At 63.4% G+C, this 15,520-nt stretch carries 14 protein-coding genes and 1 pseudogene; 9 read left to right on the top strand and 6 right to left on the bottom strand.

What is annotated here, in order from left to right; translation table 11 throughout:
- Positions 1 to 151, top strand: a 151-nt coding sequence (locus tag F6X61_RS26245; protein WP_306109424.1) for a DnaB-like helicase C-terminal domain-containing protein, incomplete at its 5' end; no start/stop codon positions are given.
- A 208-nt stretch (positions 152 to 359) separates the two neighbouring features.
- A complete protein-coding gene (locus tag F6X61_RS26240) occupies positions 360 to 2,660 on the top strand; it encodes a YgiQ family radical SAM protein (protein ID WP_153789207.1) in 2,301 nt (766 codons plus the stop codon).
- Between the two features lie 116 nt (positions 2,661 to 2,776).
- On the opposite strand, the gene F6X61_RS26235 is transcribed toward F6X61_RS26240, so the two are convergent.
- Positions 2,777 to 3,364, bottom strand: coding sequence for a TIGR00730 family Rossman fold protein (locus F6X61_RS26235; RefSeq protein WP_153789206.1), 588 nt, complete (start codon positions 3,362 to 3,364; stop codon positions 2,777 to 2,779).
- A 346-nt stretch (positions 3,365 to 3,710) separates the two neighbouring features.
- Between F6X61_RS26235 and azu the strand changes: the two genes are divergently transcribed.
- Positions 3,711 to 4,160 (top strand): azurin, encoded by a 450-nt coding sequence (gene azu / locus F6X61_RS26230; RefSeq protein WP_110992991.1) that lies wholly within the window; start codon positions 3,711 to 3,713, stop codon positions 4,158 to 4,160.
- Between the two features lie 124 nt (positions 4,161 to 4,284).
- Here azu and nadE read toward each other — a convergent pair whose 3' ends face one another.
- Both nadE and pncB read right to left on the bottom strand, forming a co-directional pair.
- Complete coding sequence (gene nadE / locus F6X61_RS26225) at positions 4,285 to 5,112, bottom strand: ammonia-dependent NAD(+) synthetase (protein WP_153789205.1); 828 nt, start codon at positions 5,110 to 5,112, stop codon at positions 4,285 to 4,287.
- Between the two features lie 3 nt (positions 5,113 to 5,115).
- Positions 5,116 to 6,321: a nicotinate phosphoribosyltransferase gene (gene pncB / locus F6X61_RS26220; protein ID WP_153789204.1), complete on the bottom strand. Its 1,206-nt coding sequence runs from the start codon at positions 6,319 to 6,321 to the stop codon at positions 5,116 to 5,118.
- Between the two features lie 466 nt (positions 6,322 to 6,787).
- On the opposite strand from pncB, the gene F6X61_RS26215 reads away from it, so the two are divergent.
- The 6 genes from F6X61_RS26215 (at position 6,788) to F6X61_RS26190 (ending at position 13,323) form a co-directional block, all read left to right on the top strand.
- Positions 6,788 to 7,924 carry a branched-chain amino acid ABC transporter substrate-binding protein gene (locus F6X61_RS26215; protein ID WP_153789203.1) on the top strand — a complete coding sequence of 379 codons (1,137 nt, stop codon included), beginning with the start codon at positions 6,788 to 6,790 and terminating at the stop codon, positions 7,922 to 7,924.
- A 154-nt stretch (positions 7,925 to 8,078) separates the two neighbouring features.
- Positions 8,079 to 8,993, top strand: coding sequence for a branched-chain amino acid ABC transporter permease LivH (locus tag F6X61_RS26210; protein ID WP_110992987.1), 915 nt, complete (start codon positions 8,079 to 8,081; stop codon positions 8,991 to 8,993).
- Between the two features lie 2 nt (positions 8,994 to 8,995).
- Positions 8,996 to 10,297, top strand: coding sequence for a high-affinity branched-chain amino acid ABC transporter permease LivM (gene livM / locus F6X61_RS26205; protein WP_153789202.1), 1,302 nt, complete (start codon positions 8,996 to 8,998; stop codon positions 10,295 to 10,297).
- Complete coding sequence (locus tag F6X61_RS26200) at positions 10,294 to 11,169, top strand: ABC transporter ATP-binding protein (RefSeq protein ID WP_153789201.1); 876 nt, start codon at positions 10,294 to 10,296, stop codon at positions 11,167 to 11,169. Before livM ends, F6X61_RS26200 begins: the two co-directional genes overlap by 4 nt.
- Complete coding sequence (locus F6X61_RS26195) at positions 11,166 to 11,882, top strand: ABC transporter ATP-binding protein (protein ID WP_110992984.1); 717 nt, start codon at positions 11,166 to 11,168, stop codon at positions 11,880 to 11,882. Before F6X61_RS26200 ends, F6X61_RS26195 begins: the two co-directional genes overlap by 4 nt.
- 673 nt (positions 11,883 to 12,555) lie before the next feature.
- Positions 12,556 to 13,323 (top strand): SDR family oxidoreductase, encoded by a 768-nt coding sequence (locus F6X61_RS26190; RefSeq protein ID WP_110992983.1) that lies wholly within the window; start codon positions 12,556 to 12,558, stop codon positions 13,321 to 13,323.
- Positions 13,324 to 13,410: 87 nt separating this feature from the next.
- Here F6X61_RS26190 and F6X61_RS26185 read toward each other — a convergent pair whose 3' ends face one another.
- From F6X61_RS26185 to F6X61_RS26175, 3 genes and pseudogenes are all read right to left on the bottom strand, one after another.
- Positions 13,411 to 14,499 (bottom strand): AGE family epimerase/isomerase, encoded by a 1,089-nt coding sequence (locus F6X61_RS26185; protein ID WP_153789200.1) that lies wholly within the window; start codon positions 14,497 to 14,499, stop codon positions 13,411 to 13,413.
- 153 nt (positions 14,500 to 14,652) lie between these two features.
- The gene (locus F6X61_RS26180; RefSeq protein ID WP_153789199.1) at positions 14,653 to 15,285 is read right to left on the bottom strand and encodes a TetR family transcriptional regulator; all 633 of its coding nucleotides are present in this window, start codon (positions 15,283 to 15,285) and stop codon (positions 14,653 to 14,655) included.
- Positions 15,286 to 15,407: 122 nt separating this feature from the next.
- A pseudogene (locus F6X61_RS26175) lies at positions 15,408 to 15,520 on the bottom strand (phage infection protein); the annotation flags it as partial.

The raw sequence follows: 15,520 nt of genomic DNA, 5'->3' as shown, positions 1-15,520 counted from the left end.
CCCCGAGACCGAGCACAAGGGCGTGGCCGAGATCATCATCGGCAAGCAGCGTAACGGCCCCATCGGCTTCATCCGCCTGGCGTTCATCGGCAAGTACACCCGCTTCGAGAACCTCGCGCCGGGCATGTACAACTTCGACGACGACGAGTAACGCCCAAGTATTGGCCCCTGTGGGAGCGGGTTTACCCGCGAATGCGATAGTGAAATCAATATCGCATTCGCGGGTAAACCCGCTCCCACAGGGGCCAATTTTGTCCTTGGGGATCCAAATGAATCCGACCACCACCGTCGGATTTGGTCAAAATTTGTGCTATATTCCGCGCCCGCGATTTCCCTGCACACCAGAACCGGTCACTGACATGCAAGCAGCCAAACCACTCTACGACTATCCCAAGTACTGGGCCGAATGCTTCGGACCAGCGCCGTTCCTGCCGATGAGCAGGGAGGAGATGGATCAGCTCGGCTGGGATTCCTGCGACATCATCATCGTGACCGGTGACGCCTACGTCGATCATGCGTCGTTCGGCATGGCCATCATCGGCCGCCTGCTCGAGGCCCAGGGCTTTCGGGTAGGCATCATTGCCCAGCCGAACTGGCAGTCCAAAGACGACTTCATGAAGCTCGGCGAGCCGAACCTGTTCTTCGGCGTCGCGGCCGGCAACATGGACTCGATGATCAACCGCTACACCGCGGACAAGAAGATCCGTTCCGACGACGCCTACACCCCCGGCGGCCTGGCCGGCAAGCGCCCGGATCGCGCCAGCCTGGTGTACAGCCAGCGCTGCAAGGAAGCCTACAAGCACGTGCCGATCGTGCTCGGCGGCATCGAGGCCTCGCTGCGCCGTATCGCCCACTACGACTACTGGCAGGACAAGGTCCGCCACTCGATCCTGGTGGACGCCAGCGCCGACATCCTGCTGTACGGCAACGCCGAGCGGGCCATTGTCGAGGTCGCCCAGCGCCTGTCCCAGGGCGAGCCCATCGAGCAGATCACCGACGTGCGCGGCACGGCGTTCATTCGCCGCGACACGCCTCAGGGCTGGTACGAGATCGACTCCACCCGCATCGACCGTCCGGGCCGGGTCGACAAGATCATCAACCCCTACGTCAACACCCAGGACACCCAGGCCTGTGCCATCGAGCAGGCCAAGGGCGAGCAGGACGACCCGAACGAAGCCAAGGTGGTGCAGATCCTCGACAGCCCGCAGATCACCCGCGAAAAGTCGGTGATCCGCCTGCCATCGTTCGAGAAAGTGCGTAACGACCCGGTGCTCTATGCCCACGCCAACCGCGTGCTGCACCTGGAGACCAACCCCGGTAACGCCCGCGCCCTGGTGCAGAAGCACGGTGAAGTGGATGTGTGGTTCAACCCGCCACCCATCCCCATGACCACCGAAGAGATGGACTACGTGTTCGGCATGCCCTACGCACGTATTCCGCACCCGGCCTACGGCAAGGAGCGCATCCCGGCCTACGAGATGATTCGTTTCTCGGTCAACATCATGCGTGGCTGTTTCGGCGGCTGCACCTTCTGCTCGATCACCGAGCACGAAGGCCGGATCATCCAGAACCGCTCGCATGAGTCGATCCTGCACGAAATCGAAGAGATGCGTGACAAGGTGCCAGGCTTTACCGGCGTGGTCTCCGACCTGGGCGGCCCGACCGCCAACATGTACCGCATCGCCTGCAAGAGCCACGAGATCGAGAAGCACTGCCGCAAGCCGTCGTGCGTGTTCCCCGGCATCTGCGAGAACCTCAACACCGACCACAGCTCGCTGATCGAGCTGTACCGCAAGGCACGTGCCTTGCCGGGGGTGAAGAAGATCCTGATCGCCTCGGGCCTGCGCTACGACCTGGCGGTGGAATCGCCGGAGTACGTGCGCGAGCTGGTGACCCACCACGTCGGTGGCTACCTGAAGATTGCCCCGGAGCACACCGAGCGTGGCCCGCTGGACAAGATGATGAAGCCGGGTATCGGCACCTATGACCGCTTCAAGCGCATGTTCGAGAAGTTCTCGAAAGAAGCGGGCAAGGAGCAGTACCTGATCCCGTACTTCATCGCCGCGCACCCGGGCACCACCGACGAAGACATGATGAACCTGGCCCTGTGGCTCAAGGGCAACGGCTTCCGCGCCGACCAGGTGCAGGCGTTCTACCCCTCGCCCATGGCCTCGGCCACGGCCATGTACCACTCGGGCAAGAACCCGCTGCGCAAGGTCACCTACAAGAGCGAAGGGGTGGAGATCGTCAAGAGCGAGGAGCAGCGCCGCCTGCACAAGGCGTTCCTGCGCTACCACGACCCGAAGGGCTGGCCAATGCTGCGTGAGGCGCTGGAGCGTATGGGCCGCGCCGACCTGATCGGCCCGGGCAAGCACCAGCTGATCCCGCTGCACCAGCCGCAGACCGACAGCTACCAGAGTGCCCGGCGCAAGAACTCCACGCCGGCCGGCAGCCACAAGGTGGGCAAGGAGCAGAAGATCCTCACCCAGCACACCGGCCTGCCGCCGCGTGCCAGCGATGGCAGCAAGCCGTGGGACAAGCGCGAGAAGGCCAAGGCCGAAGCGTTCGCCCGCAACCAGCAGGCGGCCAAGGAGCGCAAAGAAGCGGCCAAGGGTGGCGGCAAGGGCAAGAAGCCGCGTCAGCCGGTCATCCCGCGCTGAAGCAGGACGCCATGTAGTTCGTGGGAGCGGGCTTGCCCCGCGATGGGGTCGGTGAATTCACCATCGCTATCGCGGGGCAAGCCCGCTCCCACGGGTGTTCAGGTCACCCGTTCGACTCAATCAGGCTTCTTGTCCACCCACTTCGGCGCCACCGGCGCAATGAAGCTGTCCATCCCGTCCAGCAGCTCATCCGGCTGCTGCGCCAACTGCAACATCGCCCGATGCTGCGGCCTGACGAAGCCCTCTTCGACCACATGGTCGAGGAACCCGCCCAGCTTCTCGTAGAACCCGTTCACATCCAGCAAGCCCAGCGGCTTGGCGTGATACCCCAACTGCCCCCAGGTCCACACCTCGAACAGCTCCTCCAGCGTCCCCAGCCCGCCCGGCAGGGCGATGAAGGCATCGCTGAGTTCGGCCATGCGCGCCTTGCGCGCGTGCATGCCGTCGACCACCTCCAGGCGGCTGAGGCCTTTGTGGCCCACTTCGGCATCCAGCAGGCTCTGGGGGATGATCCCGACCACCTCGCCGCCGGCCGCCATGGCTGCGTCGGCGACGATGCCCATCAGGCCGACCGCGCCACCGCCGTAGACCAGCGTCAGGCCGCGGCGGGCAATGGCCTGGCCGAGGGCGATGGCCGCCTCGCGGTAGGCCGGGTTGGCGCCGGTGCTGGCGCCGCAGAACACACAAACGGAACGTACTGGCATTGCTTGTCTCCCTTCACAGGGCTGACAGGGTAAGGCGCAAGGCCGCAGCTTCCAAGGCTGTCGTCACTCAGGGCGGGAGAATTCGCAGGCCGCGCCGGTGGCACCCTGGGCGTAGGCGGCGAGCAGGCTGTTCATGAAACTTGAGAGGGACATTTCAGTTACTCCTAAATGAAAGGTTGTCCCATCGTCTATCAAGAGGGCATGATGTGCTCTTTGATTGGTTGTATACAATCCATTGAACAATTCAACTGGCTGGCCACTTGACACCCCTTGACCCACATCAGGGCTGGGTTGCATGGTTTCAGGCAGTCTCGCAATTGATAAAACCCTGCCAAGGAGATTCATGATGTTTGCGAAAGCTGTAGCGGTATCCCTGCTGACCCTCGCCAGCGCCTCTGTCTTTGCAGCCGAATGCTCGGTCACCGTCGAGTCGACTGACCAGATGTCCTACACCAGCAAAGAATTCACCGTCGACAAGAGCTGCAAAGAGTTCACCGTCAAGCTGACCCACTCCGGCAGCCTGCCGAAGAACGTCATGGGCCACAACCTGGTGATCAGCAAGACTGCCGACATGCAGGCGATCGCCACCGAAGGCATGAGCCAGGGCATCGACAAGGGCTACCTGAAAGCAGACAACGCCAACATCATCGCCCACACCGCGATGATCGGCGCGCCTGAGAAAGAGACTGAAGTGAAGTTCGACACCTCGAAGCTCGAAGCCGGTGGCGACTACAGCTTCTTCTGCACCTTCCCGGGCCACATCTCGATGATGAAGGGCAAGGTTGTCGTCAAGTAAGCGATACCTGACGCAATACCCTGTGGGAGCGGGCTTGCCCCGCGATGGCGATGGTGAATCCACCAACGTCATCGCGGGGCAAGTCGCATCGGCGCACCGCCGCTCCCACGTTTGGCCCTGTGCTTTACGGCGCGAACGGCAGTTCGCGCTTGTGCTGGGTCTTGCGGTAGGTGCCGACGATGATGTCGAACGCCGCCTGATCGACCGGCAGGCCATGCAGGAAAGTATCGATCTGCTGGTAGGTAACGCCGTGGGACGCCTCGTCCGGCTTGCCCGGTTCCAGGTCTTCCAGGTCGGCGGTCGGCACTTTCTCCACCAGCGCCTCCGGCGCGCCAAAGCTGCGCGCAATCGCCCGCACCTGGTTCTTCACCAGCCCGCTCAGCGGCGCCAGGTCGCAGGCACCATCACCGAACTTGGTAAAGAAGCCCATCACCGCCTCGGCGGCGTGGTCGGTGCCGATCACCAGGCCCGCGCGGGCGCCGGCGATGGTGTACTGCGCCACCATGCGCATGCGCGCCTTGGTATTGCCGACGACGAAGTCCACCAGGCTCGGCGAGCCACCTTCCAGCGCTTTCACTTCAATGGCCAGTGCGCGTACTGCCGGGGCGATATCGACGGTGTGCACTTCGTCGGCCTTGATCACGTCCAGGCAGGCCTGGGCGTCATGCTCGTCGTGCTGCACCTGGTACGGCAGGCGCACGGCGATGAAGGTGTAGGCCTTATCGCCCGTCTCGCTGCGCAACTCGTTGATGGCGCGCTGGGCGAGCAGGGCGGCGGTCAGCGAGTCGACGCCGCCGCTGATGCCCAGCACCAGGGTCTTGAGCCGGGCGTTGGCCAGGCAATCCTTGATGAACGCCACGCGCCGGGCCACTTCCTGCTCGAGTGCGGCGGCATCGGCGAACGGCGGCTGCACCTTGAGCGCCTGGGCAATCTCCTGCTGAACGGCTTGCATGGGTTACTCCTTGCTGGGGATTTTGAATACATGACGCAGGTAGGCGACGAAGTTCTGGTCGCGGCACTGGGTCTTGGCGGCTTCGTCGGAGATCTTCGCCACTGGCGAGCCGTTGCAGTCGGTCATTTTAAGCACGATGTTCATGGGCGCCACACCGGGAATATCGCAGGTCAGGTTGGTGCCGATGCCAAAGCTGACGTTGATCCGACCGCGCAGGGCACGGAAGATTTCCAGTGAACGGGTCAGGTTCAGGCCGTCGGAGAACACCAGGGTCTTGGTCATCGGGTCGACGCCCAGCTTCTGGTAATGGGCGATGGCTTTCTCGGCCCAGGCCACCGGCTCGCCCGAGTCGTGGCGCAGGCCGTCGAACAGCTTGGCGAAGTACAGGTCGAAATCCTTCAGGAAAGCATCCATGGTGATGCAGTCGGTCAGGGCGATGCCCAGCAGCCCACGGTACTCGCGCACCCAGCAGTCCAGCGCGGCGATCTGGCTGTCGATCAGCCGTGGGCCGAGTTGCTGGTGGGCCATGAACCATTCGTGGGCCATGGTGCCCAGCGGCTTGATATCCAGTTTCCATGCCAGGTCGACGTTGCTGGTGCCGACGAAGCGGGCCGGGAAGTCATCGCGCAGCACCCGCACCACTTCCTCCTGCACCCGGCTGGAAAAACGCCGGCGGGTGCCGAAGTCGGCCACCTGCAGCTCGGCCAGCTCGTCATCGCTGGCATGGGCGCGCAGCCAGTCGAACTTGCGGTGCAGCTGTTCACGCGCCACGGCCAGGCGCATGTGCGGGTGCAAGTGGCGGTTGCGCACTTCGCTGATGATCGCCAGCAAAGGTACTTCGAAGAGGATCACGTGCAGCCACGGGCCCCGCAGGCGCAGGCTCAACTGGTCATTTTCGATCCCTAAGTGCACGTAGCGCAGGTTGAAGCGGAACAGCCGCAGAAAACGCAGGAAGTCGGGCTTGAGGAAGCTGATGCGCTCGAGGAAGGCCAGCTGGCCATCATCCAGGGTGAGCTCGCTGAGCAACTCCAGTTGGTGGCGGATTTCGCCCAGGTAGGGGCGCAGGTCTTCGCCATTGCGGCAGCGAAACTCCCACTCGACGTCGGCGTCCGGGTAGTTGTGCAGCACGCCCTGCATCATCGTCAGCTTGTAGAAATCGGTGTCGAGCAGGTTGTGCACGATGCGCTCGGCGAATGCGCTCTCGCTCATGTAAAGCTCCAGGTCGGCGGCGCCTGCTGTAAACGGTGCAGGCGCGCGTGAATGGTGGCCATTGTGCCAGTGTTTGTGCCAGCCATGAGCAAAATGGCCGGGGCTGGCGATCCACCCAGGCGAGTTTTCCGTGCACCGGCTAGCCTTCAAACGGTGCTGCCTGTAGCAGTCGCGCACCAGCGGTGTGCAGTTCGGTGACGTCGGCTGTTACAGGGCGGTTGCACGTTAACACTTGCAAGGGTTGCAATGATGGCACTCGATGGTTGCTCCTTGTCTAGGCGTTTGGGTGGCGCTCACCCTGCAACAGACGGTTGCACGCTCAATAAAGAAAAGGCCGTCGGTCGCCTCGTCTGCCCCTGCACAGTGAGTTTTCCCGCAATGCAAAACCAATGGCACGGCCCTTGCTCGGAGCACAGGGTTGATGAAGTTGTAGTGCCAACCAAAAAAACTCTAGGAGCACCACCTCATGTCGCAGACGTTTTACAAGAAAGGTTTCCTGGCACTGGCAGTAGCCACAGCACTGGGTGTTTCTTCGTATGTTCAGGCCGACGTCAAGATCGGTGTAGCGGGCCCCATGACCGGTGCCAACGCAGCGTTTGGCGAGCAGTACATGAAAGGTGCCCAGGCGGCAGCCGACAAGATCAACGCCGCCGGCGGGGTGAACGGCGAAAAAATCGTTCTGGTCAAAGGTGACGACGCCTGTGAACCCAAGCAGGCCGTGGCCGTGGCCAACCGCCTGGTGGACCAGGACAAGGTGATCGGCGTGGTCGGTCACTTCTGCTCCTCCAACACCATCCCCGCCTCCGAGGTGTATGACGAGGCCGGCGTGATCGCCATCACCCCGGGCTCCACCAACCCGCAGGTCACCGAGCGTGGCCTGTCCGCGATGTTCCGCATGTGCGGTCGTGACGACCAGCAGGGCATCGTCGCCGGCGACTACATCGTCGACGTGCTCAAGGGCAAGAAAGTGGTCGTGCTGCACGACAAGGACACCTACGGCCAGGGCCTGGCCGACGCCACCAAGGCACAGCTCGAGAAGCGCGGCGTCAAGCCGGTGCTGTACGAAGGCCTGACCCGCGGCGAGAAGGACTTCAGCGCCGTGGTCACCAAGATCCGCGCCGCCGGTGCCGACGTCGTCTACTTCGGCGGCCTGCACCCCGAGGCCGGCCCGCTGGTACGCCAGCTGCGCGAGCAGGGCCTGAAGGACGTCAAGTTCATGTCCGACGACGGCATCGTCACCGACGAACTGGTCACCACCGCCGGCGGCGCTCAATACGTCGATGGCGTGTACATGACCTTCGGCGCCGACCCACGCCTGCTGCCCGACAGCAAGGCGGTGGTCGAGGAGTTCCGCAAGAACGGCACCGAGCCGGAAGGCTACACCCTGTACGCCTACGCTTCGCTGCAGGCCCTGGCCGCCGGGTTCAACGGTGCCAAGTCGAACAAGGGCGAAGACGCCGCCAAGTGGCTCAAGGCCAACCCGGTCAAGACCGTCATGGGCGAGAAGAAGTGGGACAGCAAGGGCGACCTGACCGTGTCCGACTACGTGGTCTACCAGTGGGATAAAGACGGCAAGTATCACCAGCTCGAAAAACAAAAATAACCAGGGTGGGGCCCGGGCCTGCAAGCCCGGGCCAACGCCCCCGCAGCAGCTGTCTTTATTCGTAGATCTGCACGGTTCTGCGCCGCAACGGCCACGTCATCCGTGGCCCGCCGTGGTCGGCGCTCGTGCAATCTCAATCAGGTGAGATTGCGTTATGGATGGTATTTTCCTGCAGCAACTGGTCAACGGCCTGACCCTCGGGTCGGTCTATGGCCTGATCGCCATCGGCTACACAATGGTCTATGGCATTATCGGCATGATCAACTTCGCGCACGGCGAGGTGTACATGATCTCCGCGTACCTCGCGGCGATCAGCCTGGCATTGCTGGCCTACTTCGGCATCGAGTCGTTCCCCTTGCTGATGCTCGGCACGCTGTTGTTCACCGTCGTCGTCACCGGCGTCTACGGCTTCACCATCGAGCGCATCGCCTACAAACCCCTGCGCAACTCCACCCGCCTGGCACCGCTGATCAGTGCCATCGGCATCTCGCTGATCCTGCAGAACTACGCACAGATCAGCCAGGGCGCCCGCCAGCAGGGCGTACCCACGCTGCTCGAAGGCGCCATGCGCATCGACGTCGGCAGCGGTTTCGTACAGCTGACCTACACCAAGATCTTCATCCTGGTCGCCGCGTTCGTCGGCATGGGCCTGCTCACCTACGTGATCAAGTACACCAAGCTCGGGCGCATGTGCCGGGCCACGCAGCAAGACCGCAAGATGGCCTCCATCCTCGGTATCAACACCGACCGGGTGATCTCCTACGTGTTCGTCATCGGCGCGGTGATGGCCGCACTGGCGGGCGTGCTGATCACCATGAACTACGGCACCTTCGACTTCTATGCCGGCTTCATCATCGGCATCAAGGCATTCACCGCTGCCGTACTGGGCGGTATCGGCTCGCTCCCCGGCGCCATGCTTGGCGGGATCATCCTGGGGATTTCCGAGTCGCTGTTCTCCGGTCTGATCAACTCCGACTACAAGGACGTGTTCAGCTTCTCGCTGCTGGTGATGATCCTCATCTTCCGTCCCCAAGGCCTGCTGGGTCGCCCGCTCGTGGCTAAGGTGTGAACATGTCCGCTGCCAATACTGCCCCTGCTGTTGCAAACAAAGGTTTCGATCTCAAACGCAGCCTGCTGGAGACCATCGTCGCCGGCCTGCTGGCCCTTATCGTGTTCGGTCCGGTCGTCGGCGTGGTGCTCGACGGCTACAGCTTCAACGCCCAGCCGTCCCGCGTGGCCTGGCTGGTCGGCGGGGTGATGGTCGGGCGCTTCGTGCTCAGCCTGTTCCTGCAGACCCCAACCGGCCTGCGCATGCTCCAGGGCTTCGACAGCGGTGGTTCGGGCGTGCACGTGCTGGCGCCGGACTACAAGTCGCGCCTGCGCTACATCATTCCGGCGCTGATCGTGATCGCCATCGTGTTCCCCGTCTTCGCCAACAAGTACCTGCTGACCGTGGTCATCCTCGGCCTGATCTACGTGCTGCTGGGCCTGGGCCTGAACATCGTGGTCGGCCTGGCCGGCCTGCTCGACCTGGGTTACGTGGCGTTCTATGCCATTGGTGCCTACGGCCTGGCGCTGGGCTACCAGTATCTGGGCCTGGGCTTCTGGAGCGTGCTGCCGCTGGCGGCCATCGCCGCCGCGCTGGCGGGGTGCATTCTCGGCTTCCCGGTGCTGCGGATGCACGGCGACTACCTGGCGATCGTGACCCTGGGCTTCGGTGAAATCATCCGCCTGGTGCTGAACAACTGGCTGTCGTTCACCGGCGGCCCGAACGGCATGCCGGCGCCATCGCCGACCATCTTCGGCCTGGAGTTCGGTCGCCGGGCCAAGGACGGCGGGGTGCCGATCCACGAGTTCTTCGGCTTCGAATACAACGCCAACCTCAAGTTCGTGTTCATCTACGCGGTGCTGTTCATCGTTGTGCTGGCAGTGCTGTACATCAAGCACCGGCTGACCCGCATGCCCGTCGGCCGAGCCTGGGAAGCGCTGCGCGAAGACGAGATCGCCTGCCGCTCGATGGGCCTGAACCACGTGCTGGTCAAGCTCTCCGCCTTCACCCTGGGTGCCTCTACCGCAGGCCTTGCCGGCGTGTTCTTCGCCACCTACCAGGGCTTCGTCAACCCGTCGTCGTTCACCTTCTTCGAGTCGGCGCTGATCCTCGCCATCGTCGTGCTGGGCGGCATGGGCTCGACCGTGGGCGTGGTAATCGCTGCCTTCGTGCTGACCGTGGCCCCCGAGCTGCTGCGCAGCTTCTCCGAGTACCGCGTGCTGCTGTTCGGCGTGCTGATGGTGCTGATGATGATCTGGCGACCACGGGGGCTGATCCGCATCAGCCGTACCGGTGTGGTCCCGCGTAAAGGAGTGGCGCCATGAGCGACGAAATCATTCTGTCGGTCGACAACCTGATGATGCAGTTCGGTGGGATCAAGGCGCTCAGCGATGTCAGCCTGAAAGTGAAGCGCAACCAGATCTTCGCCCTGATCGGCCCCAACGGCGCCGGCAAGACCACCGTGTTCAACTGCCTGACCGGCTTCTACAAGGCCAGCGGCGGGCGCATCGAACTGAACGTGCGCGGCAACAGCACCAACGTCATCCAGCTGCTGGGCGAGCGTTTCCAGCCCGCCGACTTCGTGTCCCCCGCGCGTTTCGCCAACCGCATGTACTACAAGATGTTCGGCGGTACCCACCTGGTCAACCGGGCCGGGCTGGCGCGTACGTTCCAGAACATCCGCCTGTTCAAGGAAATGTCGGTGGTGGAGAACCTGCTGGTGGCCCAGCACATGTGGGTCAACCGCAACCTGCTGGCCGGGGTGCTCAACACCAAGGGCTACCGCCAGGCCGAGAGCGAAGCGCTGGACCATGCCTTCTACTGGCTGGAGGTGGTCGACCTGGTCGACTGCGCCAACCGCCTGGCCGGCGAGCTTTCCTATGGCCAGCAACGCCGCCTGGAGATCGCCCGGGCCATGTGCACGCGGCCCAAGATCATCTGCCTGGACGAACCGGCCGCCGGCCTCAACCCGCAGGAAACCGAGGCGCTCAGCCGCATGATCCGTGTGCTGCGCGACGAGCATGACATCACCGTGGTGCTGATCGAGCACGACATGGGCATGGTCATGAGCATCTCCGACCACATCGTCGTGCTCGACCACGGCAACGTGATCGCCGAAGGCGCGCCGCAGGATATCCGCCACAACCCGACGGTGATCGCCGCCTACCTGGGTGCCGACGAAGAGGAACTGGTATGACCGCACCCATTCTCGAACTGAAGGACCTCGAGGTGTTCTACGGGCCGATCCAGGCCCTGAAGAAAGTCTCGATGCACATCAACGAAGGCGAGACGGTGAGCCTGATCGGCGCCAATGGCGCGGGCAAGTCGACCTTGTTGATGTCGATCTTCGGCCAGCCCCGGGCGGCCTCCGGGCAGATTGTCTACCGTGGCACCGACATCACCCGCAAGTCGTCGCACTACATCGCCTCCAACGGTATCGCCCAGTCCCCCGAAGGGCGCCGGGTGTTCCCCGACATGACCGTCGAGGAGAACCTGATGATGGGCACCATCCCCATCGGCGACAAACATGCCGACGAGGACATGCAGCGCATGTTCTCGTTGTTCCCCAGGCTCAAGGAGCGGCGTAACCAGCGGGCGATGACCATGTCCGGTGGCGAGCAGCAGATGCTCGCCATCGCCCGGGCGTTGATGAGCCGGCCCAAGCTGTTGCTGCTCGACGAGCCATCGCTGGGGCTGGCGCCGATCGTGGTCAAGCAGATCTTCGCCACCCTGCGCGAGCTGGCGCAGAGCGGGATGACTATCTTCCTGGTGGAGCAGAACGCCAACCATGCGCTGAAGCTGTCGGACCGCGCCTATGTGATGGTCAACGGGCAGATCCGCATGACCGGTACCGGGCAGGAGCTGTTGGTCAACGAGGAGGTGCGTAACGCCTATCTGGGCGGGCACTGAGCTGGCAATCGCGGGGCAAGCCCGCTCCCACGAGTCAGCAGGCTCACTCGCCTTGGCAGACTCACAGCGTGGGAGCGGGCTTGCCCCGCGATGCTTTTTATGCTCAGCCACAGCATGTGGACAACTTGTCGCATATCTTTCTCGAAGCACTCTATAACCCCCTCGCAAGCCGTTGTTTCCACAGGTACAAAACTTTCCACGGATTATGTGGAACCGCCTGTGGAAAACATGGTGGCACCTCGCTGTACGCCTTTGTTTTCAAGGTCTTCAAGGGTCTGTACGTTTTTTGATCATGTACGCTTTGTGGTTGATTCAACGACTGTTTTTGCCTGCAGGAGGACGTGGCCACAGGGTGCGGATATCTGTGGATAACTCTGTGCAAAAACCTTGGACAGACTGCCGCAGGCGGCATGGTTGAAAGCGTTGCGCCATCACTGAGAGATTTCCACAGGACCTCGGCCGAGCAAAAGGTTCCGCGCAACCGACGAGTTGCCCCCAATCCGTGGGGAAAGGCTTGTGGATAAGGTGCGCATAGCTCTCTCAGGGCCATCTAGCACGGGGTCTTCAAGGCTTTGATCGTTTTTTGACCAGGCATTGAAACGGTTGTCGCCAGGGCGTGCGCCGGGCATGCTGCGAGGCCTGCAGCACGTAATCCACAGCCAAGGAGAAGAGCATGACATCCACCGTATTCATTACTGGCGCGACTTCCGGTTTCGGTGAGGCCACCGCCCGCCGTTTCGCCGAGGCCGGCTGGAAGCTGGTGCTCACGGGCCGTCGCCAGGAGCGCCTGGATGCCCTGCGCGCCGAGCTGTCGGCCAAGACCGAAGTGCACACCCTGGTGGTCGATGTGCGTGACCGCAAAGCCATGGAGGCGGCCATCGCCAGCCTGCCGCCGGCCTTCGACAAGCTGCAGGGCCTGGTCAACAACGCCGGCCTGGCGCTGGGTGTCGATGCCGCGCAGAACTGCAGCCTGGACGACTGGGAAACCATGGTCGACACCAACATCAAGGGCCTGATGTACACCACCCGCCTGCTGCTGCCACGCCTGATCGCCCACGGTCGCGGCGCGTCGATCCTCAACGTCGGCTCGGTGGCGGGCAACTACCCGTACCCAGGCGCCAACGTGTACGGCGGCACCAAGGCGTTCGTCGGCCAGTTCTCGCTGAGCCTGCGTTGTGACCTGCGCGGTACCGGGGTGCGGGTGAGCAACATCGAGCCAGGCCTGTGCGAGAGCGAGTTCTCGCTGGTGCGCTTCGGCGGCGACCAGGCCAAGTACGACGCCACCTATGCCGGTGCCGAGCCGATCCAGCCGCAGGACATCGCCGAAACCATCTTCTGGATCCTCAACCAGCCGGCGCACATCAACATCAACAGCCTCGAGCTGATGCCGGTGAGCCAGGACTGGGCAGGTTTCTCGATCGACCGCTCGGCCAAGGGCTGAGCCAATTGATAGGGGCCGCCTTGCGGCCCATTCGCGGGGCAAGCCGGCACTCACAGACTGTGGGAGCGGGCTTGCCCCGCGATTGCGTCAGTCCAGGCGCTGCAAACCTTCCAGGCAGGTCGCCAAGTGATAAGGCGTAGTCGAAGGCATGTCATGCCGGCTGACCGCGCCATTGCCATCCCGGCACTCATGCCAGCCGCCGTCATGCAGGAACTGCCCTTGCAGGGCCTGCAACTGCCCAAGCAATTTTTCAGCGCTGGCCGAGCGCAGTACCAGCGCCCGCAGATACTCCGCCTGGGCCCAGATCCGCTGGGTGGCGTCGAGCACCTTGCCGTCCACATCCAGCATCGCCAGCACCGCCGAATCCTTCACCCCGCACTGTTCGGCGTAGCCGAACGCACGGCTGATGGAGGCATGCAGCGGCGTGCCGCGCAGCAGCGGCGAACTGTCGAGCAGGTAGAACCATTCGAACTGATGGCCAGGCTCGAACCAGTTATCCACAGCCCCGCGCGGTTTCTCCAGCATCAGGCCGTGTTGCGCTTCTACGAATTGCGCCTGCAGGGCATCGCACAGTTGCAGCAACGCCTGGCGTACCGCTTCATCCTCACGTACCGCCAACACCTGCAGGAAAGCTTCGGCCAGGTGCATCTGTGGGTTCTGCAACGGGCCGCTGCCCAGGTCCGACCAGTCTTCACCCAGGCTGGCTTCGTAAAGGCCATCGTCACGAGCGAACTGCTCGGCCACCACTTCCAGTGCCGCATTGAGGGTGGCCTCTACCAGGCCTTCACCCACCTTGTCCCAGTAATGCGCGCAGGCAAACACGATGAAGGCGTGGGTATAGAGATCCTTGCGCCGGTCCAGCGGCTTGCCTTCGGCGTCGATGCTGTAGAACCAGCCGCCGTGTTCGGCGTCATGGAAGTGCTTTTGCAGCGAGCGGAACAGCGCCGCCGCGCGTTCGGCCGCGCCCGGTTGGTCGATACGGCTGCTGAACAGGTACAGCTGGCGCGCGCAGGCCATGGCGCGGTAGCGCTGTACCGGCAGCGGGCGGTGTTGGGCGTCCAGGGCTTCATAGGGCAGCGCCATCTCGGCGTTCCAGCCCGGGCCTTGCCACAGCGGCACGATGCGTTCGGCGAAGTGCTGTTGGAAACGGGTCAAAGCTAGGCGGGGGTCGGACATGCTGGCGCTCATGGACGGTCGGGCAGGGCGCCATGGTAGCAGACGGGGTTCAGGGTTGCTTGTGCCGGCCCTATCGCGGGGCAAGCCCGCTCCCACGTTGTACTGCGTGGGAGCGGGCTTGCCCCGCGATAAGGTCGTGAAGGCGAAATCAGTTCAGCCCGGGTTCCCCAACCCCTGCCAATGCCGCGCACCCACGAATATGAAGCGCAACTGCTGGGTGATCTTCTCCTGCGCCGTCATCGCCTGAGGGTTGCCCGGCTCCGGGCTGTCGATCAGTTCCGGCAGGGTGGCGAACACGGTCTTGACCACCAGGTCGGCCATCACCGCCAGGGCGGCGCTGTCCAGGTGCTGCCAGCGCGGCATGCGCGCAAGGTCGGTGGCCAGGTCGTTGCTGATGTCCTGGCGCAGGCGGGCGATGGCCTGGCGTACGGCTTGCGAGCCGCCGTACTGTTCGCGGGCCAGGAACAGGAACTGGGCGCGGTGGGCGGTGACCACATCGAGGAAGATGCGCACCGAGGCGTCGGTGATGCCACCCAGCTCGAATTCGTTGTGCCGCACCAGGCGGATGGTCTGGCGGAAGGTGGTGTCGATCTCGGCGACCAGGGCCAGGCCCAGGGTGTCCATGTCGGGGAAGTGACGGTAGAAGCCAGTGGGCACGATGCCGGCAGCCTTGGCCACTTCGCGCAGGCTGATGCTGCCAAAGCCACGGCCGCTCTCCATGAGCTGGCAGGCGGCGTCCAGCAGGGCCTGGCGGGTCTGTAGCTTCTGTTCGGCACGCGGCAGCATGGGGCGGGATTCTGTGGCTGTGAGGCCGGCCATTCTGGATAAAAAAACAAAGCCCGGTCAATGGACCGGGCTAGGAGGGGAGCAGATACAGCGGGGCGGTTTGTAGTTTTCGGTCATGGCGATCAGCTCACACGGCTGAGTTCGACCAGGCGATCCGAGCCACCTTCGGCGACGCGGTTGTTGCGTTCGATCAGACGATCCGAGCCACCTTCGGCGACGCGGTTGTTGCGTTCGA

Origin of the sequence: Pseudomonas sp. EMN2 (assembly GCF_009650555.1) — a bacterium.
GTDB lineage: Bacteria > Pseudomonadota > Gammaproteobacteria > Pseudomonadales > Pseudomonadaceae > Aquipseudomonas > Aquipseudomonas sichuanensis.
This window is presented reverse-complemented; position numbering and strand designations above follow the sequence as displayed.